The sequence below is a fragment of the Undibacterium sp. YM2 genome, assembly GCF_009937975.1.
Taxonomy (GTDB): domain Bacteria; phylum Pseudomonadota; class Gammaproteobacteria; order Burkholderiales; family Burkholderiaceae_D; genus Undibacterium.
Window position 1 is genome coordinate 5,693,220 of the sequence record NZ_AP018441.1, and the last position, 21,015, is coordinate 5,714,234.

Annotated in this window: 18 protein-coding genes; 4 read left to right on the forward strand and 14 right to left on the reverse strand. The window is 51.1% G+C overall.

Annotation, left to right across the window (positions count from 1 at the left end):
- Window positions 1-19: 19 nt before the first annotated feature.
- The 4 genes from UNDYM_RS26200 to UNDYM_RS26215 all read right to left on the reverse strand — a co-directional run bounded on the left by UNDYM_RS26200 (window position 20) and on the right by UNDYM_RS26215 (window position 2,449).
- The gene (locus UNDYM_RS26200; RefSeq protein ID WP_162043769.1) at window positions 20-616 is read right to left on the reverse strand and encodes a LemA family protein; all 597 of its coding nucleotides are present in this window, start codon (window positions 614-616) and stop codon (window positions 20-22) included.
- Window positions 617-668: 52 nt separating this feature from the next.
- Window positions 669-1,322, reverse strand: a complete 654-nt coding sequence (locus UNDYM_RS26205) for a BON domain-containing protein (RefSeq protein ID WP_162043770.1) — start codon at window positions 1,320-1,322, stop codon at window positions 669-671.
- Window positions 1,315-1,911: a phosphoheptose isomerase gene (locus tag UNDYM_RS26210; RefSeq protein ID WP_162043771.1), complete on the reverse strand. Its 597-nt coding sequence runs from the start codon at window positions 1,909-1,911 to the stop codon at window positions 1,315-1,317. The genes UNDYM_RS26205 and UNDYM_RS26210 overlap by 8 nt, the downstream gene beginning before the upstream one ends.
- A gap of 139 nt (window positions 1,912-2,050) precedes the next feature.
- A complete protein-coding gene (locus UNDYM_RS26215; RefSeq protein WP_162043772.1) occupies window positions 2,051-2,449 on the reverse strand; it encodes a YraN family protein in 399 nt (132 codons plus the stop codon).
- A 59-nt stretch (window positions 2,450-2,508) separates the two neighbouring features.
- Between UNDYM_RS26215 and rsmI the strand changes: the two genes are divergently transcribed.
- The gene (gene rsmI / locus UNDYM_RS26220; RefSeq protein ID WP_162043773.1) at window positions 2,509-3,423 is read left to right on the forward strand and encodes a 16S rRNA (cytidine(1402)-2'-O)-methyltransferase; all 915 of its coding nucleotides are present in this window, start codon (window positions 2,509-2,511) and stop codon (window positions 3,421-3,423) included.
- Between the two features lie 23 nt (window positions 3,424-3,446).
- Here rsmI and UNDYM_RS26225 read toward each other — a convergent pair whose 3' ends face one another.
- From UNDYM_RS26225 to UNDYM_RS26250, 6 genes are all read right to left on the reverse strand, one after another.
- Complete coding sequence (locus UNDYM_RS26225) at window positions 3,447-4,619, reverse strand: septal ring lytic transglycosylase RlpA family protein (RefSeq protein WP_232063600.1); 1,173 nt, start codon at window positions 4,617-4,619, stop codon at window positions 3,447-3,449.
- The gene (rodA, locus tag UNDYM_RS26230) at window positions 4,616-5,734 is read right to left on the reverse strand and encodes a rod shape-determining protein RodA (protein ID WP_162043774.1); all 1,119 of its coding nucleotides are present in this window, start codon (window positions 5,732-5,734) and stop codon (window positions 4,616-4,618) included. The genes UNDYM_RS26225 and rodA overlap by 4 nt, the downstream gene beginning before the upstream one ends.
- Window positions 5,731-7,734 (reverse strand): penicillin-binding protein 2, encoded by a 2,004-nt coding sequence (gene mrdA, locus UNDYM_RS26235; RefSeq protein ID WP_162043775.1) that lies wholly within the window; start codon window positions 7,732-7,734, stop codon window positions 5,731-5,733. Before mrdA ends, rodA begins: the two co-directional genes overlap by 4 nt.
- Before the next feature lie 91 nt (window positions 7,735-7,825).
- Window positions 7,826-8,344 (reverse strand): rod shape-determining protein MreD, encoded by a 519-nt coding sequence (mreD, locus tag UNDYM_RS26240; protein ID WP_162043776.1) that lies wholly within the window; start codon window positions 8,342-8,344, stop codon window positions 7,826-7,828.
- Window positions 8,341-9,417 (reverse strand): rod shape-determining protein MreC, encoded by a 1,077-nt coding sequence (gene mreC / locus UNDYM_RS26245; protein ID WP_162043777.1) that lies wholly within the window; start codon window positions 9,415-9,417, stop codon window positions 8,341-8,343. Before mreC ends, mreD begins: the two co-directional genes overlap by 4 nt.
- Window positions 9,418-9,589: 172 nt before the next feature.
- The gene (locus UNDYM_RS26250) at window positions 9,590-10,633 is read right to left on the reverse strand and encodes a rod shape-determining protein (protein WP_110256286.1); all 1,044 of its coding nucleotides are present in this window, start codon (window positions 10,631-10,633) and stop codon (window positions 9,590-9,592) included.
- Window positions 10,634-10,911: 278 nt separating this feature from the next.
- Between UNDYM_RS26250 and gatC the strand changes: the two genes are divergently transcribed.
- The 3 genes from gatC (at window position 10,912) to gatB (ending at window position 14,250) form a co-directional block, all read left to right on the forward strand.
- Window positions 10,912-11,214 carry an Asp-tRNA(Asn)/Glu-tRNA(Gln) amidotransferase subunit GatC gene (gatC, locus tag UNDYM_RS26255; protein WP_162043778.1) on the forward strand — a complete coding sequence of 101 codons (303 nt, stop codon included), beginning with the start codon at window positions 10,912-10,914 and terminating at the stop codon, window positions 11,212-11,214.
- Window positions 11,215-11,228: 14 nt separating this feature from the next.
- Complete coding sequence (gene gatA, locus UNDYM_RS26260; protein WP_162043779.1) at window positions 11,229-12,683, forward strand: Asp-tRNA(Asn)/Glu-tRNA(Gln) amidotransferase subunit GatA; 1,455 nt, start codon at window positions 11,229-11,231, stop codon at window positions 12,681-12,683.
- Between the two features lie 91 nt (window positions 12,684-12,774).
- Complete coding sequence (gene gatB / locus UNDYM_RS26265; protein WP_255456558.1) at window positions 12,775-14,250, forward strand: Asp-tRNA(Asn)/Glu-tRNA(Gln) amidotransferase subunit GatB; 1,476 nt, start codon at window positions 12,775-12,777, stop codon at window positions 14,248-14,250.
- Between the two features lie 132 nt (window positions 14,251-14,382).
- Here the strand turns inward: gatB and UNDYM_RS26270 are convergent, their stop codons facing one another.
- From UNDYM_RS26270 to UNDYM_RS26285, 4 genes are all read right to left on the reverse strand, one after another.
- Window positions 14,383-15,750, reverse strand: a complete 1,368-nt coding sequence (locus UNDYM_RS26270; protein ID WP_162043781.1) for a TolC family outer membrane protein — start codon at window positions 15,748-15,750, stop codon at window positions 14,383-14,385.
- Between the two features lie 2 nt (window positions 15,751-15,752).
- A complete protein-coding gene (locus UNDYM_RS26275) occupies window positions 15,753-17,108 on the reverse strand; it encodes an HlyD family type I secretion periplasmic adaptor subunit (RefSeq protein ID WP_162043782.1) in 1,356 nt (451 codons plus the stop codon).
- 2 nt (window positions 17,109-17,110) lie between these two features.
- The gene (locus UNDYM_RS26280) at window positions 17,111-18,907 is read right to left on the reverse strand and encodes a type I secretion system permease/ATPase (protein ID WP_304941407.1); all 1,797 of its coding nucleotides are present in this window, start codon (window positions 18,905-18,907) and stop codon (window positions 17,111-17,113) included.
- A 730-nt stretch (window positions 18,908-19,637) separates the two neighbouring features.
- Complete coding sequence (locus tag UNDYM_RS26285) at window positions 19,638-20,945, reverse strand: glycosyltransferase family 4 protein (protein ID WP_162043784.1); 1,308 nt, start codon at window positions 20,943-20,945, stop codon at window positions 19,638-19,640.
- Between the last annotated feature and the right edge of the window lie 70 nt (window positions 20,946-21,015).

The following is a 21,015-nucleotide window of genomic DNA, read 5'->3' on the forward strand; positions in this document are numbered from 1 at the left end:
TTGTTCTAATCACTAGTTACTACACTGATGCAACCGCAAGCTGTGCTACCAGGCCGCCATCAGATTCGGCCACCTGCATTAATTCTGCCGCATGGAAACCGAAGATATTGGCAATGGCTGGGCCGGGGAAATGCTCCATGCTCTGGTTATATTGCACCACGCAATCGTTGTAGGCCTGACGGGCGAAGATGAGCTTGTTTTCAGCATCATTCAATTCCGTGCTCAGTCTCTGCATGTTTTCATTGGCTTGCAAATCGGGGCAGGTTTCGGCAATCGCGAACATCCTGCCTAATGTCACGGTCAATCTGTCTTCCGTCGCAGCCAGATGCAGTATCGCAATGCCAACCAGGGGATGGAGGCAAGCCATGGCATTGGCCGACACAGCTTCATTGAGCGCGGTGATGATGGCCTCCAGCGCTTCGCGCTCATGCTTCATATAGCCTTTGGCAATCTCCACCAGATTGGGTATCAGTTCATAGCGGCGCTTGAACTGTATATCCATTTGTGAAAATGCATATTTAATGCGCCTGCGTGAACTCAGCAGGCGTTTTTGTATGCCCAGCACCCAGAATGCCAGTATTGCGAAGATGACCGCCAACACGATCATTGCAATCATGATGTCTCCAGAAAAAACAAGACCGGCAAAATATCAAGCCGGTCATGCTGGTTTAATTGTCGCTGGGAGGATTTTTACTTGGCGTAGCCTGGTAAGTCTTCAATTCTTCTTCTGTAATATATTCAAATACCTTGACGACCTTGCGCACGCCACTGATGCTGCTGGCCAGGTCAGCGGCATGGTTACCTTCACGCTGGGTGACACGTCCCATCAAAAAGACGACACCGGCTTCGGTCACAACTTTGAAGGCATTCGCGGACACTTCCTTGGCATCGACAAAGGTTGCCTTGACCTTGGTCGTAATCAGCGTGTCATTTGACCGTGCCGTGTAATTGGAGACTGGCCCTATGATCAGCTCATTGGTGACTGCGCTTACACCTTCAACGGCACGCATTTCACGCTCGGCGGCTGATTTGGCATTTTCATCGATCACTTCGCCAGTCAAGAGGACGCGGCGGTTAAATGAATTGACATTCACATGACCATTCTTATCCAGCAAGCGGGAGATACGGGTTTCGCCTTTAATGACGATGGCCTTGTCCTCGGTCTGCGCACCAAAGGTACGGCGGTCAGTTGCTGCGAAAGTACCTACTACAGCACTCCCTACGACCATTTCCACGCAGCCTTGCAGACTCAAGGCCGCAGCACAGCTCAAACTTATGACAGCAGCAGATTTGCCCAGCTTGCTCCAGGATTTCTTAATCATCAGCATCACCTCCGAATAATGCGGCATCAATGCCGTCACACAAACAATGTATGGTTAATAAGTGAACTTCCTGTATGCGCGCTGTCCTGTCATGCGGTACGCAGATATGGACATCGGCCTCAGTCAGGATATTCGTAATTTCTCCGCCGCCCTTGCCAGTCAGCGCCACCACACGCATATCCCGTTCAAGTGCAGCATTGATGGCATTCACCACACTCAGCGAATTGCCTGAAGTGGACAGGGCCAGCAAGATATCGCCAGACTGCCCAAATGCCTGCACCTGCTTGGAAAATACTTCATTAAAACTGTAGTCATTTGCTACTGCAGTCAGGATAGAGGTATCTGTCGTCAGGGCCATGGCCGGTAAAGGCAGGCGCTCGCGCTCAAAGCGCCCTACCAGCTCGGCGGCAAAGTGCTGACAGTCGGCCGCAGAACCGCCATTACCACAGGCGAGTATCTTGTTACCATTAGACAGCGCCGAGAACATGAGTTCCACCGCTTCTGAAATAGGCTGGGCCAGCTCTGTACCAGCCCGCATTTTTAATTCTGCACTTTCCTGGAAGTGCGCCAATATGCGTTGATTTGTCATAATGCTTACTTAGTATGATTGCGTCAGATTATACGGCAGGCAAGGCATTAGTGGACTGTAACAGTGAAAGCAGAGTGCCTGTCACGTGCGCGTCCTCACTTCAACTTTCACTAGTCCAGTCCCCTATCCTGTCATTTCCTCAGGCGACGATAATATTTTTTAGCCAGTTGATCTGCTCACCATCTATGGCCACCAGATCAAAACGACAAGCTGGCTGGGTCTTTTTTGCTAACAAATAGACCTGCGCAGCATGCACCATGCGCCTTTGCTTGGCTGGTGTGACGCTGGCAACGGCACCACCAAACTGCATGGAACTACGTTTTCTGACTTCGACAAAGACCAGCACAGCACCGTCCTGCATGATGAGATCGATTTCTCCGCCCTTACAAAGAAAATTTTGTTGTATCAGTTTCAAGCCCGCTTTTTGCAAATACAGCAGTGCCAGGCTTTCTGCCTCGTCACCGGTACGGCGGCGGCTGGTACGCTGGTCAGCTCCCGATTTGCTATCTGGCGTTTCTGCAGTCTTTGCGAGTCTCATTGGCGTACAATCTCGGCTAATTCATTTGCTTAATTTGCATACTACGTAAAGGAACAGGCATGAGCACCACCGACAAGGCACTGTTCACGAGTGCGACTGTGATCGAGGCAGTCACCCGGCAAAATTATCCGGCAGCGACCTTATATGTAGTCGCCACCCCCATAGGGAATGTCGCTGATATCTCCCTGCGCGCCTTGCACTTGCTGTCGCTGGCAGATGCGATTGCCTGCGAAGATACCCGCAATACTGCCCAATTGCTATCGCGCTATGGTATCAGCAAACCCCTGATCGCAGCTCACCAGCATAATGAGCGCGAAGTGGCAGAGAAAATACTGGCATGCCTGCAGGCAGGCGAGCGTATTGCACTGGTGTCTGACGCTGGTACACCCGGTGTATCCGACCCGGGAGCCAAGATCGTGGACGCAGTCAAACTGGCAGGTTTGCCAGTTACACCTTTGCCGGGTGCGTCGGCTGCCATCAGCGCCCTGTCAGCCAGTGGCCTTATCAATGACCGTTTTTATTTTGTTGGCTTCCTGCCAGCCAAGGCCGGACAACGTGACAGTATCTTGCGGGAAGTGCAAGCCATACCCGCCAGCCTGATTTTTTATGAAGCGCCGCACCGTATCATCGAAGCGGTCGCCGCCATGCGGACAGTATTTGGTGACGATCGCCGTATCGTGCTGGCGCGTGAAGTCAGCAAACTGTTTGAAGAAATCCACCGTTGCAGCCTGGCAGAAGCAGAAAGCTGGCTGGCGGCTGACAGCCACAGGGAAAAAGGCGAATACGTGATACTCATCGAAGCCGCACCCGCTGCCGCCGATGATCAGGAACTGGAAGCACGCCGGGTCTTGCAAATCTTGCTGGAAGAATGCTCAGTCAAGCAGGCAGCGAGTCTGGCAGCGCAACTGACAGGGCAAAAGAAAAATGCCCTCTACCAAATGGCGCTGGAAATGAAACAGGCAGAAGCAGAATAAGCCTTGGTGATTGCAACAATTCACTAGCGCTGCACGACCAGGGGTTTGCCTACACCAAGATCGCCAGCCTGGGCGATTGCTGCGGCAGCCTCTGTACGATTGGCAAAGGGGCCACTGACCAGGCGGTACAAGCTACCTTGCTGGACAATATCAAAACCTGGCAACTGACTGGTCGCCCTGCCTTTGAGATGGTTCATGATGGCTTCTGCATTCGCGCGTATCGCATAAGCGCCAAATTGTATGTAGTAGCCAGGAGTTGCCGACGCTGTGGTATTGCCTGCTGAATTAGCTGATGCATTAGCTGATGTACTGACCGTGCCGGTAGCAGCCACAGGCGGGGTAAATTTTTCTACTGGCTTGCTGTCCTGGGATGCCAGCAATTCTTCCATACTCATGGTCGCAGCAGGATTGGTCCGGACGACGGGCAATTCCCTGGCTGGCACGGGTGTGGTAACCGCGACTGCTGCGTCCTGCCTCGCGACTTGCACAGGCTGGGCAGCTTGAGGAGCTTGATTTTTGCGGTTCTCTGCCATTCTCTCTATGTCAGCAGGTAGCAGGCGCTCAACTTCGATCTGGCTGCTGCCCTTGCCTATCACATCAAGCTTCAGGGCTGCGGTGTAAGACAGGTCAATAATGCGGCTGGCATGAAAGGGCCCGCGGTCATTGATGCGGACGATGATTTGCTTGCCGTTGCTGATATTCGTGACCCGCGCATAAGAAGGTATAGGCAGGATGGGGTGGGCTGCAGTGATCTTGTACATGTCATACAGTTCACCGGATGAAGTCTTTTGCCCGTGGAATTTTTTGCCATACCAGCTGCCAACGCCACGCTGCACAAATGGCGTGGTGCTGTCTGCTATCGGGGTATAGGTTTTGCCAAATACCACATAGGGCTTGTTACCTGAGCGCGAATAATTCTCCAGTGTAGGGATGGGGTCCACTGTATTTTCCAGGCCCTCGGGTATATTGTCACCGGGGCCGTCATCCTTGTAATAAGCACCCTTGCCAGAATTTGCCTTGGGCAAGGCCGCTGTCTGGGACGGGCTGGTTTTTGTACCACCTGCAGGACGCGGGCTATCAGCAGTAACAACGTTACTCTTAGGTGCACTGCCACATGCCACCAGTAATACTGCGCTGGCTGCCAGTAGAGGCAGGCGACAGTCGCGGAGAGGCATGGCAGACATGCGCAATGTCATGTCTGCACCAGTTTTCGGTTACGCTGTACGCTCATCATTATCCCTAATCCCATACCCAGCGTCACCAGTGCGGTGCCGCCATAACTCATGAAAGGCAAAGGTACCCCAACAACGGGGACTATGCCTATGACCATGCCCATATTCACGAAGGCATAGGTAAAGAATATCATAGTCACGGCACCGGCCATCAAACGTGAGAACAGCGTGGGCGCATTGGCAGCAATCACCAGACAGCGCAGTATCAATAGAAAGTAAAGGGTAACCAGGATCACATTGCCGACAAAACCAAATTCTTCAGAGAACACGGCAAAGATAAAATCCGTCGTATGTTCGGGAATGAATTCCAGATGGGCCTGTGTCCCTTTCATATAACCCTTGCCATGCAAGCCGCCGGAGCCAACCGCGATAGTCGATTGTATGATGTGGAAGCCCTTGCCCAGGGGATCACGGTTAGGGTCCAGCATGGTCAGTACCCGGTCGCGCTGGTAGTCATGCAACAGGTATGGCCAGACGATGGTGGGGATAATAATGGCAGCCCCGGTGATCAGGGAAATCAGGAATTTCCAGGACAGACCCGCCAAAAAAACGACGGTAAAACCAGCCGCAGTAACCAGCATGGCAGTACCCAGATCAGGCTGCTTGGCAATCAGTGCTGCGGGTATGCCAAGAATCACGGCGCCAATCACAAAATCGCGCCAGCGCAAGGCACCTTCACGCTTCTGGAAATACCAGGCCAGCATGAGTGGCGTGGCAATTTTCATCATCTCTGAGGGTTGCATGTCTATACCCACATGCAGCCAGCGGCGTGAACCTTTTTTGACCAGGCCAAACAGGGCAACGGCAATCAGCAAAGCCACCCCAAAGGTGTAAATCGGTATGGCAAAGCGCATCAGGGTCTGCGGCGGGATATTCGCCATGACCCACATGATGAAGAAAGACACCATGATATTCCTGATCTGGCCTTCAACCCGGCCAGGAAAGTCCATGCCCGCAGAATACAGGGTCATGATACCTATCGACATGATCAGGAATACCAGTATTGCCAGGGTCGCATCAAAGACAAAGATGTGCGAGCGGATAAAATGCCAGTTAATACTATTCTTTTGCATTTTCAATCCTTATTGCCTGTAGTTTCGCCACCAGGCTTGGGACCTGGATCAGGCTCAGCCGGTGCCTTGACTTCAGCATCAGAGCGGTACAGGGTCATGTCGCTTTGCGGCTTGGGTTGTGGTGGTACCTGATCCTTGCTGCCCTTGTCTTGCGGACGCTTGCCCAGCAAGTAATAGTCAAGTGCCTTGCGCACTATGGGCGCAGCCGCCTCTGCACCAAAGCCGCCGTTCTCTACAATAATGGCGATCGCTATTTTGGGACGGTCAGCCGGAGCGAAGGCAGTATACAGGGAGTGATCAAGATGGCGCGCAGCCATGTTCTTGGCATTATATTTTTCGCCTTTTTTAATACCCACCACCTGTGCTGTACCTGTCTTGCCACCAGAAACATATTCAGTTCCCTGGAACACTCTGGCAGAAGTACCCTCTTTGGTGACGCCGACCATGGCATTTTTGATGAAATCGATGTTTTCCTGTTTAAGGGGAATGCGGGCCGTCTCTTTGGGGACAGTCAACACCCTTTGCCTGGTTTGTGGGTCTTCTGTCATTTTGACCAGATGCGGTTTCATGATGATGCCGTTATTTGCCAGTGTCGCCATGGCATGCGCCATCTGCAAAGGAGTGAAAGTATTTTGTCCCTGACCAATCCCCAGAGAAATCGTGTCACCCAGTACCCAGCGCTGTTGTGCCGGTTTTTTCTTGAAGGCTTCGCGCTTCCAGGCAGTCGAAGGTAACAGACCGGATCGTTCATGCTCCAGGTCGATACCGGTGATTTGGCCAAAGCCGAAAGGTTTCATGAAATCATGCATGACATCTACCGTCAGGTCATTGGCCAGCATGTAGTAATACGTATCGCAGGACTGCACGATGGAACGGTACATATCGACCATGCCATGCCCGCCCGCTTTATCGTCCTTGAAGGTATGGTTACCAAAAGTGAAGTAGCCAGGGTCAGCAATTGCCTGCGAGGTGGTGCGCTTGCCCAGCTCCAGTGCGGCCAGTGCCATGAATGGTTTGTAGGTAGAGCCTGGCGGATAGGCTCCTGTCAATGGCCGGTTCAACAAGGGTTTGTCTTCGGACGTATTGAGCTCATTCCAGCTTTGCTGGTCTATGCCCTCGACAAACAGGTTGGGATCATAGGTAGGTTTGGATACAAAGGCCAGCACGTCACCCGTCTCAGGTTCGATAGCGACCAGCGCACCACGCCTGTCGCCAAAAGCTTCTTCTATGACTTTTTGCAGTTCTATATCGACTGACAGGATCAGGTTCTTGCCTGAAGTTGGCGGGGTACGGGACAACACACGCACCGCCCGGCCACCTGCGGCGACCTCCACCTCTTCAAAGCCTGTGCTGCCATGCAAGACTTTTTCGTAGCTTTTTTCCAGGCCTTCCTTGCCTATGTAGTCGGTGCCATTGTAATTGGCCGCATCTTCCATTTCATCAATGATCTCGGCATCCTTGGGACTGATACGGCCTATGTAGCCAATCACGTGCGAAGCAGAATCACCTTGGGGATATTGACGGAACAAGCGGGCCTGGATATCGACACCAGGAAAACGGAAACGCTGGGCCGTGAATCTGGCGACCTCATCGTCCGTAAGCCGGGTACGGATAGGCAGACTTTCAAAACTTTTGGAGTCTTCCAGCAACTTGCGAAAACGCTTGCGATGCTTGGGCTGTATATCCACCAGCACCGCCAGCTCATCAATCAGAACATCCATGTCCTTGCTGATTTTTGAGGGCGTGATTTCCAGCGTATAGGCAGAATAATTACGTGCCAGGACGACGCCATTCCGGTCCGTGATCAGCCCACGGTTAGGAACAACCGGGACGATGTCTATGCGGTTTTCATCTGCCAGCAGGGCATAATCATTATGCTTGATGATTTGCAGCCAGACAAAGCGCGTAATCAGTGCGGCAAAACACAGAAATACGAATACGCCGATGAATATCAGGCGCATGCGGAAATAATGCAGTTCGCGTTCCGTATTTTTAAGTTCTGTCATAGTGAAAAAAGTGAAGCAGGTGGAGCAGATAGAGCAGATGAAGCAGACTAATCAGGTCAAACAGCAGACAGCAATCAGAAATACAGCAGACTCAGATAGGACGGGTGTGGTCTTTATCTTTGGCGCGTCTTTGAGGTGCCAGCAAGAGCAAAGTTGCAAACGGCCACAACACAGTCGTCACCAGGCTGACGGTAAAATAAGCCCAACCCGGAAAATGCGCATCCGGTGCCACCAGCATGCGTACGGCAAGCTGCACCAGTTGGGCAAACAAAAACAGGGGAAACACATGCAGGGTTTGTGTCAGTGGATGAAACCAGAGCACGCGCCTGTGTATCATGATGGCAAAATACGATAACAGGGTATAAGCCAGCGCGTTTTCACCCATGTAGATGGAGTCATGCACATCCATCAGCAACCCCATGGCGAATGCCACCCCTATGCCAACCTTGCGCGGCTGATGTATGGTCCAGAATACCAATACCAGGGCAACAAAATCAGGTACACCTATCCAGCCGCCCCATGGCAAGAAATTAAAGAAGAAAGCGATGGCGAAACTGATGGCGATAAATAGCGGATTGACCGGCAATAAGATGTAGTGCGGGCTATTCATGTTTTGGGCTCCTTTGCAGTTGCAGGTGCATCCTTGGCTGCTGCGTCTTTAGGTGGCGCATCCTTGGCTGCCGCATCTTTGGCTGGAGTTTCTTTCACAACGCCGTCCTTGACCGGCAAATCTTTCATGGGCTGATCGACAGGCTTGGTATCAGATGTAGGTGCTGCCGCATCACGGGTTACCTTGCGATTGATTTTCTCTTTCTTGGCACGCACATCTTCGGTATCAGGACGCGACAAATTATCTGCAGATACCAGCAAGACCAGTAACTGCTTGTTGCGGTCTATGCCCGCAGTTGGCACACACAAGATGCTTTCAAAGGTGGTGTTGGCCTTGTTCTCGACCTGTACCACCTTGGCAACTGCCAGACCAGGCGGGTAGATACCATCAATGCCAGAAGTCACCAGTTGATCGCCATTCTGGATATCGGCATTGGTGGTCAGGCGCATGTCCAGGTAGCTGGACTGGCCACGGCCATAGGCCACGCTGCGCAAGCCATTACGCAGGATTTGTACAGGGATGGCCTGGTTTTTATCGGTCAGCAAGGTCACTTCTGCCGTCAGCGGAAAAACCCGGGTCACCTGACCGACTACACCCTTGTCATCAATCACTGGCTGGGACAAGGTCAGGCCATGCTTGATGCCACGGTCTATGATGACCTTGCGGCTGGCAGGATCACGGGCATCGTAGATGATCTCTGCCATGACAGACTTGACCTGCAGACGCTCACGCGCATCCAGCAACTTGCGCAGATGGGTGTTTTCAGCCATCAACTGCCCGGTCTGCTGCAGGGTATCGGCATTCTGGGTTTGCTGGCGCTTGAGTTGCGTATTTTCTTTTTCCAGCGTCGTGACTGACACAAAATAATCAGAAACACGCTTGACAGTATCACGCGGCATGACGGCGACCATCTGTACCGGATACAGCACACTGCCGAGGATTTGCCTGACCAGGGTCAGGGACTTCAGACGGGAATCAACAACTAACAGAAAGATCGCCAGTACGGCAAAGAAAACCACTCTGACGCGCGCAGAGGCGCCTTGCTTGAAGAGTGGTGGCGGGCTGTAATCCATACTTTACCGGTGTTTCTCAATGAACAGCGCAACAAGCATTTTAATGTGCAATCAAATCAGCTGTGCTTCCTGTGCATCAGTAGCCAGGAAGATGCAGCTTCATCAAATACGGGAAGTGCAGCCAACACCTGGGCTGGCGCACTTCCCACGATAGTGCGGTGCCTTACTCTTGTTATTCGTAAGAAAAGATCGAGCCCAGCTTGTCCATGCGTTCCAGCGCCATGCCAGAGCCACGGACCACGCAAGTCAGCGGGTCTTCAGCAACGATGACAGGCAAGCCGGTTTCTTCCATCAGCAGACGGTCAAGGTCACGCAGGAGTGCACCACCGCCGGTCAGCATCATGCCTTTTTCGGCAATGTCGGCGCCGAGTTCTGGTGGCGTTTGTTCCAGCGCGTTTTTAACGGCAGAAACAATGTTGTTCAGCGGATCTGTCAATGCTTCCAGGATTTCATTACTGGAAATCGTGAAGGAACGTGGTATGCCTTCTGACAGGTTACGTCCCTTGACTTCCATTTCCTTGACTTCAGAGCCAGGGAAAGCAGAGCCGATGGCCTTTTTGATGGCTTCCGCAGTTTGCTCACCGATCAGCATGCCGTAGTTGCGACGGATATAGTTGACGATAGCCTCGTCAAACTTGTCACCACCGACGCGTACAGAACCCTTATAGACCATGCCGCCGAGGGAAATGATACCGACTTCCGTCGTACCACCACCGATATCGACGACCATGGAACCGGTTGCCTCGGATACTGGCAAACCAGCGCCTATCGCAGCAGCCATCGGTTCTTCAATCAAGTAAACCTGGGAAGCACCGGCACCCAGGGCAGATTCACGGATAGCACGGCGTTCTACCTGGGTAGAACCGCAAGGGACGCAAATGATGATACGTGGGGATGGCTTGAAGAACTTGGTGTCATGCACCATGCGGATAAATTGCTTGAGCATTTGCTCGGTGACAGTAAAGTCGGCAATCACGCCGTCTTTCATGGGGCGGATAGCTTCAATATTACCCGGTACCTTGCCCAGCATCTGCTTGGCTTCTTTACCCACTGCCTGGATAGTTTTCTTGCCATTAGGTCCGCCTTCCTGGCGGATCGCGACTACGGATGGCTCATCGAGCACGATACCCTGGCTACGTACATAAATCAGCGTGTTGGCTGTTCCCAGATCGATCGCCAGATCATTTGAAAAATAACTACGTAAAAAACCAAACATGTATTGTCCTGTGTTTAACTGATTGTGGGCTCAACCCGCTCTGCCGGGCTGCGCTACCGAATTTTTAACCCTGACCGATTCCAGCGGAAACTGACCAGCCATCTCGCAATCTAAGCATGTTAGGGGATTTAGCAAGCCATTTAGGGCATTAACCCGCCATTCTACCTTATAATCTGTTTAAATTTATTCGATACCAACACCTAAATTAAGCTTTTGGTGGCATGTCGGATTATGTATTTTTTGACACTCTTTTTCGCGCAAAAATGCGCCCCTGAACTATGTCGCTGACACTTGAAGATGTGAAAAGAATTGCCAATTTGGCAAAATTAGAAACCTCCGCCGAGGAGGAAGTCTCTACCCTGGAGAAATTGAACGGCATTTTCTCTCTGGTAGAGCAGTTAAAAGCAGTGGATACCACCGGTGTAGCGCCACTGAGCCACCCTATCGCCGCCCTGCTGCCAGAAATGGCTTTGCGCCTGCGTGAAGACGTGGTGAGCGAAAGCAATCATCGCGAAGATTATCAAAAGCCAGCGCCAGCGACCCAGGATGGCCTTTACCTCGTACCCCAGGTTATTGAATAAGCAATAGAGTCCTCATGCATACTAAAACAATTTCGCAATTATCCGCCCTGCTGCAAAGCAAGCAGGTATCCGCCACCGAACTTGCCCAGCACTACCTGAACCGTATTGCTGCCAGTGACCTGAATGCCTTCCTGCATGTGAATCCTGAATGGACCTTGCAACAGGCTGCCGCAGCCGATGCACGCCTGGCCAGTGGTGATGCCGGTGTGTTGACGGGCGTGCCTATCGCCCATAAAGATATTTTCGTGACACGCGACTGGCGCTCTACAGCAGGCTCACGCATGCTGGAAAATTATGTCAGCCCTTTCGACGCCACCGTGGTTGAGCTGTTCAACAAGGCTGGTACCGTCACCTTGGGCAAATTGAATTGCGATGAATTCGCCATGGGTTCATCGAATGAAAATTCCTATTTTGGCGCCGTGAAAAACCCCTGGGACAAGACTGCCGTACCTGGTGGCTCTTCTGGCGGTTCAGCAGCGGCGATTGCAGCGCGTCTGGCACCGGCAGTGACCGCTACTGACACTGGTGGCTCTATCCGTCAACCGGCATCGTTTTGCGGCGTCACCGGTATCAAGCCAACATATGGCAGCGTATCGCGTTACGGCATGATCGCATTTGCGTCTTCACTGGACCAGGGCGGCCCTATCGCCCAGACTGCAGAAGATTGCGGTATTTTGCTGAATGCGATGACAGGTTTTGATGAGAAGGATTCGACTTCTCTCGAACGCAAGAAAGAAGATTTCAACCGTGACCTGAACAAATCTTTGCAAGGTCTGCGCATAGGTGTGCCCAAGGAATTTTTCTCTGCTGGTCTGGCTGCCGACGTAGAACAAGCCGTACGTGCTGCGCTGGCTGAATATGAAAAGCTGGGTGCGACACTGGTAGAAATTTCCCTGCCAAAAACCGAGTTGTCCATCCCTGTGTATTATGTGATTGCACCGGCAGAAGCCTCCTCCAATCTGAGCCGTTTTGACGGTGTACGTTATGGTTATCGTGCAGCAGAGTACAAAGACTTGAATGAGATGTACAAGAAGTCGCGAGCCGAAGGTTTTGGTGCTGAAGTCAAGCGCCGTATTCTGGTTGGTGCCTATGTACTGTCACACGGTTACTACGATGCCTATTATTTGCAGGCACAAAGAATCCGCCGTCTGATCGCCCAGGACTTTGCAGCAGCTTTCGAGAAATGCGATGTCATCATGGGGCCGGTGGCACCAACCGTGGCATGGGACCTGGGCTCGAAAGCGGATGATCCTGTAGCCAACTATCTGGCGGATATTTTCACCCTCTCGACCAGCCTGGCAGGCTTGCCTGGCATGTCCATCCCTTGTGGTTTTGGCCAAGGTGAAAAGAATGCGAAGCGCCCGGTAGGTTTGCAAATCATCGGCAATTATTATGATGAAGCGAAATTGCTGAATGTGGCCCACCAGTTCCAGCAAGCGACAGACTGGCATACACGCGCACCGGCATGAGCATCTCTTCTTCCTGACAAGGAATGAGAGATCATGGACATGGAATTGATGTGCTGCTTTCGATAAAAAAGCAGAGGCAATAAACAAAGATATAACGAGGAATATTATGCAATGGGAAGTCGTTATCGGTTTTGAGACGCATGCGCAACTCAAGACCAACTCAAAAATTTTCAGCGGCTCTTCAATACAATTTGGTGCTGAACCCAATACCCAGGCCAGCCCGGTTGATCTGGCCCTGCCTGGCGTGTTGCCGGTCATGAATAAAGGTGCAGTAGAAAAAGCCATACAGTTTGGCCTGGCCGTCGGTGCCGTGGTTGCGCCTGAATCCATCTTCGCCCGCAAAAATTACTTCTACCCTGACCTGCCCAAAGGCTATCAGATCAGCCAGTTTGAGATCCCGGTAGTACAGGGCGGTTTCGTGCCTTGCGTGTTTGAAAAAGATGGCAAGACTGAATTCAGGAATATACAACTGACACGCGCTCATCTCGAAGAAGACGCTGGCAAATCCACCCATGGCGCAGCCCAGGGCATGACAGGCATAGACCTGAACCGTGCAGGCACGCCCTTGCTCGAAATCGTCACTGAACCTGTGATGCGCAGTGCTGCTGAGGCCGTTGGCTATGCAAAAGCCCTGCACTCGCTGGTGACCTGGCTGGATATCTGTGATGGCAATATGCAGGAAGGTTCTTTCCGTTGCGATGCCAACGTTTCTGTGCGTCCAGTCGGCCAAAAAGAATTCGGTACACGATGCGAAATCAAGAACCTGAACTCTTTCCGTTTCCTGGAAGAAGCGATCAATATTGAAGTCCGGCGCCAGATCAACGAAATTGAAGAAGGTCGCCCTATCATCCAGGAAACTCGCCTGTATGATCCGGACAAAAAAGAGACCCGCTCCATGCGCAGCAAGGAAGATTCGATGGACTATCGTTACTTCCCTGACCCTGACCTGCCGCCATTGAAAATCAGCCGCGAATGGGTAGAGCAAGTACGCGCCACCATGCCTGAGCTGCCATCTGCGATGCGCCAGCGCTTCATCGAGCAACTGGGCTTGCCTGAATATGATGCGACTATCCTGACGCAATCCAAAGGCATGGCCACTTATTTTGAAGCCGTGGTGACTGCTGCTGGTGCCGCACAAGCCAAACCTGCTGCCAACTGGATGATGGGTGATGTGTCGGCGACGCTGAACCGTGAAGGCCTGGATATCAGCGCTATTCCGGTCACCGCTGCTCAGCTCGCCGTATTGTTACAGCGCATTGCTGATGGCACGATTTCCAACAAGATCGCCAAGGAAGTGTTCGCGGCGATGTGGGAAGCACCATCTGCAGTTGCAAATCTGGCAGACCAGGTAATTGACGCCAAAGGCCTGAAGCAAATTTCTGACGTTGGCGCGCTGGAAAAAATCATCGACGAAGTCATGGCCGCGAATCAGCAGTCTGTTGATGAATTCCGCGCTGGTAAAGAGAAGGCATTCAACTCCCTGGTTGGTCAGGCAATGAAAGCGACCAAGGGCAAGGGCAACCCTGCACAGGTTAATGAATTGCTCAAGAAAAAACTGGCTGGTTAATTCCTGCCTGAAAATGAAAAACGGCACATCTGTAAAGATGTGCCGTTTTTTTTATACCTGCTGATTTAGTGACTGGCTTTTAGTGCATGGCTTGGCGTCTGCTTCAATTCCCGACAGCAGTCTCCATCACTATCAGTTCGGTGCAAAGTAAGCAGCTACTGTCTGTACATCATCCACACTGATATTACCTGCAGTGACGCGCAGCTTGAGGTAGCTGATCAGGTAATTGTACTTGGCTTGCGCCAGGTCACGCTTGGCAGCAACCAATTGCTGTTCTGCGCCGAGTACGTCGAGATTGATGCGCACACCACCTTTAACACTTTGCTTGGTTGCTTCAACCAGCAAAGTCGCAGAGTTAACTGACTTTTGCAAAGCACTGATTTTCGTCAAACTGGTTTGTATCGCATTAAATTGCTTGCGCAATTCTATCGAGATTCTGTTCTTGGTTGAGTCCAGATCAGCTTTGGCCTTGTCGCGGTTGGCGATGGCCTGATTACTGACAGCAGTAACATAACCACCAGAGTAAATCGGTATCACCAATTGTACGCCTATGCTCTTGATCGTCTGATCTTGCGTACGTGTAGTGATACTGTCAGACAAGCCACGGTTGTAACCAACGTTCAGATCCAGCCTTGGTGTATGCCCTGCTTTGCTCTTGCTGATTTCCAGCTCGGCAGCTTCGACAGAATATTTGGCGGCTGCAATTTCAGGATTGCTTTCTGTTGCGATCGTCATCCATTCTTCAAAGCTGGAGAGGGCAACAGGCATCACGGTAAACTCTGGGCGCAAGCCATCAAGCTGATTTACTTCACTGCCAATGATGGCAGAAAAAGTATTTCTTGAATTCAGCAAATTATCTTGCGCTTCTATTACCTGAGCCTCGGCAACATCAAGCTTTGCCTGGGTTTCCAGCATGTCGGTCCTGGTGCCTTCACCTTTTTCAAACATGCGCTCATTGATGCGTTTCTGTTCTGCATAAGCATCTCTTTGGGCACGGAACAAATCTACCTGATCTTCAGAGAATTTAACATCCGCATAAGCAGTCGTCAGGCGGATGATCAAATCTTTACTGCGTGCAGAAAAGATAGCATCGCTATAGTTGGTCTGCGCTATGCCTTGCTTGTAACGCGCTGCCGTATCCAGGCTGAACAATACCTGACGCAAGGAAACAGAATTCGTGATACTGGTGTAATCGTAATTACTGACCGCCACACCACCAGTTGGCTGACCCAAAAAGTTGGTCGCCGGCGAGGTGATTTCTGCGCGGTTTTTACCGGTTCCATAAGCATACTGTATGGTTGGCAATAAACCGGCACGACCGATTTTACGGTATTCCTTACCCGCGATATTTTCTGAAACAGCAGCACGGTAAGTCGGATCATTGATCAATGCAGCTTCATAGGCCTGCAACAGGCCCATGGCCTGAGCTTGGCCCGCCGACATCACCAGGATGCCGCAGGCAGCTGCGATCAGATTAAGGCGCTTCCATGATTTTTTCATCATTAATCCTCAGTCATTGCAGAATGGGCACGGTCGATCACTGGTTTCAACAGGTAGTTCATCATGGTGCGGCCACCGGTGCTGACAAACATTTCAACAGGCATACCAGGACGGATGTTCAGATTGGCAATAATTTTCTTGCCTTCAGGTGCTACTTCTGCACGGACTTTATAGAAGGCCTGGCCGGTTCTTTCATCGACCGTACGGTCAGCGGATACCTGTGTAATGATGCCCGGGATATGCGGTGTGGTATTGGTATTGAAGGCAGAGAAAATCAATTCTGTTTTCAAGCCGGCATGCACTTTATCTACCAGGTTGACTGGCAAGCTGGCTTCGACGATCAGCGCATCATCCTGCGGAACCAGTTCCATCAATTTGAAACCGCTAGGCACAACCGCACCTTTGGTGAATACATTCAGGCCTACCACGGTGCCTGACACGGGTGCTTTCACTGCAACATTGTTCAGATCAAAATCCAGTGCAGTCAGGCGGTTTTGCAAGGCTTCTGCTTCTTTCTGGACATCGGACAATTGTGTGCGGATTTCTTTTTGATAGTCTTGCTGACGCTGTGACTTACGCAAGCCCATTTCCATGATCTGGCGTGAGACACGGCCCATATTACCCAGGTCTTCAGAGATGCTGCCGTTCACCTGCGCATAAGTACGTTCCAGATCCAGCAGACGATTGCGGGCAATATAGCCTTCCTTGGCCAGGTCACGCATGCCATCAAGTTGTTCCTTGAGGAACTGTTGCTGTTGCTTTTTGCTGACCATGGATTCTTCCAGGCCTTTGTGTTGCGATTTCAAGCCAGCGATGTTTTCATCCACCGCACCCAGCTCACTTTGTATGGAAATCTGACGTGTAGTGAACAGTTGCTGTTGCAGCGAAATGACGTTAGCAACGCGAGGATCGCTTTTTGCCTCATCCAGTTCCTTGGGAAAACTGATGGACTTTGCACCTACGCGTTCAGCCAGCAATCTTGCTTCTACCGCCTGGGCTGTAAACAATTGTACCCTGGTGATTTCTGCATTTGACTTGGCGCTGACAGAATTCATCTTCAACAAGGTTTGGCCTGCTTTGACGACATCGCCATCCTTGACCAGGATTTCATCAACCGTACCACCAGTCTGATGCTGTATGACTTTACGGCTGGAGGCCACGGCCACGTTACCGCTCATGGGCACGCCCTTATCGAGCTTTGCCGTGAATGCCCACAGCAAGAAGCCGACCACGCCGATCAGAATGATGATCCAGCCCAGACGGGAGTAGCCGCGTGCATCTGTATTGACTTCGAGTATTTCTACGTTGTGATTTGCCACGTCCGTGACATCACCTTTTTTGACCAATGCATTTTTCATGATTATTCCTCTTGTGCAGCTGTAGCATTAATTCTTTGCTGCGTATCTGCCGGTGGCTCTGTAGCTGCTGATTGCAGACCGCCCTGAGCTTGTGCTTGTTGGGCAGCCTGTTGTGCTGCCGCAGCTTGCTGAGCTTGTTGCATCTGCTGTGCCTGTTGTTGATTTGCCTGATTCAGCGCGGCCAATACCTGATCACGCGGACCAAAGGCCTGGGCTACACCATCGCGTAACAACAAGAGCTTGGTGGTGGCGCCCAGAATCGTCGTACGGTGAGTGATCAGTACAATTGTTTTACCACGTTGGCGCAAATCATTGACTGCCATTACCAGAGCTTGTTCACCGACATCATCCAGATTGGAATTTGGTTCATCAAGCACCAGCATGGATGGATCGTCATACATGGCACGTGCCAGACCGATACGCTGTTTCTGGCCACCAGAGAGGCCAGCGCCACCGTCACCCAGACGTGTGTCATAGCCTTGCGGGAAATGCAGGATCATGTCATGGACACCGGCGCGCTTGGCAGCCAGGATAACTTTTTCAGAATCCACTTCACCAAAACGGGCGATGTTTTCAGCCACCGTGCCGCCAAACAATTCTATGTCTTGTGGCAGGTAACCAATATTTGGTCCGAGTTGATCTTTGTTCCATTGGTAAATATCAGCACCATCGAGACGCACTTTACCAACTGCAGCAGGCCAGACGCCGACCAGCAAGCGTGCCAGCGTAGATTTACCCGAACCTGAAGGGCCGATCACACCAAGTACGTCACCTGGCTGCAAGGCCATGGTCAGACCTTTGATCACGACAACGGTAGAACCCGGTGCAGCAGCAGTCACGCCTTCTACAGACAGGGCACCCAGTGGCTTAGGCAAGTCCATGCCAGCCTGACGTGGCGGATTGGATGCCAGCAATTCATTCAAACGACCATAGGCACCTTTAACTGTGCTCCATTGTTTCCACACACCGATCAGTTGATCGATAGGACCAGTTGCCTTACCCAAGAGGATGGAGCCGGCAATCATCATACCAGGCGACATCTTGCCTTCAATCACCAGCAAGGCACCAAAACCGAGCACCAGTGACTGTACTGAGACACGTACAAATTTACTCAAAGCAGTGATAATGCCTGACTTCTCGCTCGCTTCTGCCTGCAATTGCAGGAAACGGCCGTGTAACTTGAACCAGCGCGACATCAGGTTAGGCAGCATGCCCATGGCTTCAATGACTTCGGCATTGCGCAGATTATTCGTCGCCAGATTGCTGGAGACGATGGCCATGGTATTGGCTTCAGTCAAAGGTTTTTTGGAAACCACTTCATTGGCGTACGCCAGGATCACCATGACAATTACCGCAGCCAGCGCAAACAAGCCGAGGTAAGTGTCAAACATGAAGATCACGGCAAGATAGAACGGGAACCATGGTGCATCGAAGAAGGCAAACAAGCCTGCACCTGTGAGGAACTGACGGATTTGCGTCAGATCCTGCAAAGCCTGACCAGCATTACCGCCACCACGCTTCAAGTTTTGTTCAAACGCAGCAGTATAAATACGCTTGTTCATTTGCATGTCGAGCTTGGCGCCCAGACGTATCAATACAAAACTACGGATATATTCAAGCGCACTCATCAAGGCGTAAGCACCCAGCATCAGCAATGTCAACATCAACAGAGTGATTTCGTTGCGGCTTTGCAAAACACGATCGTAAACCTGTAACATATACAGGGAAGGTGCTAACATCAACAAGTTGATGATGGCACTGAAGATGCCAACGGTTCTGAAGGCACTTTTAAAGGTCATCAGAACCTGTGCAATTTCAGTTTGTGGAAGTTTTAGTTTCGAGATCATTTGTATTCTTTGCACACTGAAGTGCTAAAAACATCGCAATATAATAGGTGGCCGCTTGATGAGTAATCTCTTTGAATGAGGAATTCATCGGCATTTTTAAGGCAAGGCGGCATTATCCCTGTTCACAACTCAATTAAATGTGACGTACATCACATTTTTCGAAAGCGTAACACAAGTTTTACGCTTTTAAAACGTGTTTCGTGTATCGAAGCCGATATATTTTGCATACCCCCTCCTGTATATCGAAAATCTCCACATACTCTCTGGGGAGCTATTGATATTTCCAGCATACTCCCCATATATTTGTATCGAAAAAATTTTTGCCAATTGCATCACATGCTTAATTGACATGCTTTTTAAATATAAAATGCTGTCAATTTACAATCAGATATGCACATGCTGCACGTCGTTGAACCTTATTGAATGCATATCTCTCACTTGAAATTCTGCAATTTGCTGTGACTTAGCTAAGAGTCACACCTGATGAGGCCCAACTGACATTGAAGCATGTCCAAGAGGTATTGTTTTGGTGTCCAGCAGGGGGCGCACTGCACTGCAGAAGTTTAGGGATGCTTAAGTAAGAATGCTTAAAGCCGCGAGCGCGAAGTGGTATGCGAAAAAAAACGCCCCGCAATATCCGTTGCGGGGCGCCGAGTTCTTAATGGTCTTGCTGGCTACAGTTTTATTTTAACTCAATTACTACCGTGTTTACCAGCGGCTGCGCAGATATATCATTTTGAATGTTAACTTTTGTGTCTTCTGCCATGCCGTATACCCATTCAATTTGTGCTGGCAGACACACTTTTTGCAGGTCATAAAATTCACAGGCAAAACGACGGGCATTTTCGCCCAAACGCTGCCTTTCTTCGGGCTGGTCCAGCAAGTCACAGACCTCTTTGCTCAGCGCTGCCACATCAAAGAAATCAACCAGTCTGCCTGTCTCATTGTGACGTATGGCTTCACGCAAAGGCTGAGTATTCGACGCGACGATGGCACATCCTGCACTCATGGCTTCGAGCAGGCTCCATGACAAGACGAAGGGATAAGTCAGATAGACATGGACACGCGACAATTGCAGTAAGGGAATAAAATGCTGGTAAGGGATATTTCCCAGGAAATGTATGCGTTCAAGTGCCCCCTCTGGTAATTGAGCACTTACTTCGCTGAGGAAAATCTCTTTCCATGACCTCCCGCTTTCTGACTTGGCACCGTAACTGACATCATCTCCACCCACCATCAGTACGTGAGCATTGGGGCGCTGTGCCAGTATCTGTGGCAAGGCGCGCATGAAAATATGATAGCCGCGGTAGGGTTCCAGATTACGGTTGACGAAGGTAATGACTTCATCATCACGCGTCAGTTTCAGCCCTCCGGCCAGCGCCAGGGCCACGCCGGGATTGGGTGCGATCAGGTCCGTATTGATGCCATCGTGAATGACGCTGATGTGTTCACGGAAGGCGCTGGGGAAAGTACTTGCTTGCCAGTGCGTCGGGGAAATGGCGGCATCCGCTATTTCTATATGCAAGAGGTTATTGATATTCTTGAGTTGTATCTTGCAGGCTTGCTCAATCGCATTGGAAGAGAATTCAGGATCAAAACCGACATCTGCCCCTTGCGCGTGATAAAAGAATTCGGCATAGATGCCAAGCTTGGCTTTGGGCCATACTTTTTTCAGGAACAGGCTTTCACCCCAGCCTGGATGGGCGATGATCACATCAGGTACAAAACCCTGTTCGCGCAACTGCAGTGCGGCACGCATGGCAGCCTCGCCACGGATGACCTTGGGTTCACTATCTGCCAGCCAGGGATGAATTTCCGCACTGGTACCACGCGCCACCTGGTATGAGAATACCTTGACGCCATTCCACAGCGCCGGAGCAGCCTTTTGCATGGTCAGTGCGACAACTTCATTCGCCGGGTCTGCAGCAAGTGCTGGTGCAAGATGGACAAACTGACCTGGAAAATTTTGGTGAACGAACAGGATTTTCATAGTGCAAATTGAGTAGGAATACGAACTTCGGAAATTGCTACAGTATAAACGCTATTCGGCAGTGTAGAGG

Coding starts and splice junctions, on each gene's coding strand:
- UNDYM_RS26200 (WP_162043769.1), bottom strand. CDS start 616: ATGATTGCAATGATCGTGTTGGCGGTCATCTTCGCAATACTGGCATTC.
- UNDYM_RS26205 (WP_162043770.1), bottom strand. CDS start 1,322: ATGATTAAGAAATCCTGGAGCAAGCTGGGCAAATCTGCTGCTGTCATA.
- UNDYM_RS26210 (WP_162043771.1), bottom strand. CDS start 1,911: ATGACAAATCAACGCATATTGGCGCACTTCCAGGAAAGTGCAGAATTA.
- UNDYM_RS26215 (WP_162043772.1), bottom strand. CDS start 2,449: ATGAGACTCGCAAAGACTGCAGAAACGCCAGATAGCAAATCGGGAGCT.
- rsmI (WP_162043773.1), top strand. CDS start 2,509: ATGAGCACCACCGACAAGGCACTGTTCACGAGTGCGACTGTGATCGAG.
- UNDYM_RS26225 (WP_232063600.1), bottom strand. CDS start 4,619: ATGACATTGCGCATGTCTGCCATGCCTCTCCGCGACTGTCGCCTGCCT.
- mrdA (WP_162043775.1), bottom strand. CDS start 7,734: ATGACAGAACTTAAAAATACGGAACGCGAACTGCATTATTTCCGCATG.
- mreD (WP_162043776.1), bottom strand. CDS start 8,344: ATGAATAGCCCGCACTACATCTTATTGCCGGTCAATCCGCTATTTATC.
- mreC (WP_162043777.1), bottom strand. CDS start 9,417: ATGGATTACAGCCCGCCACCACTCTTCAAGCAAGGCGCCTCTGCGCGC.
- UNDYM_RS26250 (WP_110256286.1), bottom strand. CDS start 10,633: ATGTTTGGTTTTTTACGTAGTTATTTTTCAAATGATCTGGCGATCGAT.
- gatC (WP_162043778.1), top strand. CDS start 10,912: ATGTCGCTGACACTTGAAGATGTGAAAAGAATTGCCAATTTGGCAAAA.
- gatA (WP_162043779.1), top strand. CDS start 11,229: ATGCATACTAAAACAATTTCGCAATTATCCGCCCTGCTGCAAAGCAAG.
- UNDYM_RS26270 (WP_162043781.1), bottom strand. CDS start 15,750: ATGAAAAAATCATGGAAGCGCCTTAATCTGATCGCAGCTGCCTGCGGC.
- UNDYM_RS26275 (WP_162043782.1), bottom strand. CDS start 17,108: ATGAAAAATGCATTGGTCAAAAAAGGTGATGTCACGGACGTGGCAAAT.
- UNDYM_RS26280 (WP_304941407.1), bottom strand. CDS start 18,907: ATGACCTTTAAAAGTGCCTTCAGAACCGTTGGCATCTTCAGTGCCATC.
- UNDYM_RS26285 (WP_162043784.1), bottom strand. CDS start 20,945: ATGAAAATCCTGTTCGTTCACCAAAATTTTCCAGGTCAGTTTGTCCAT.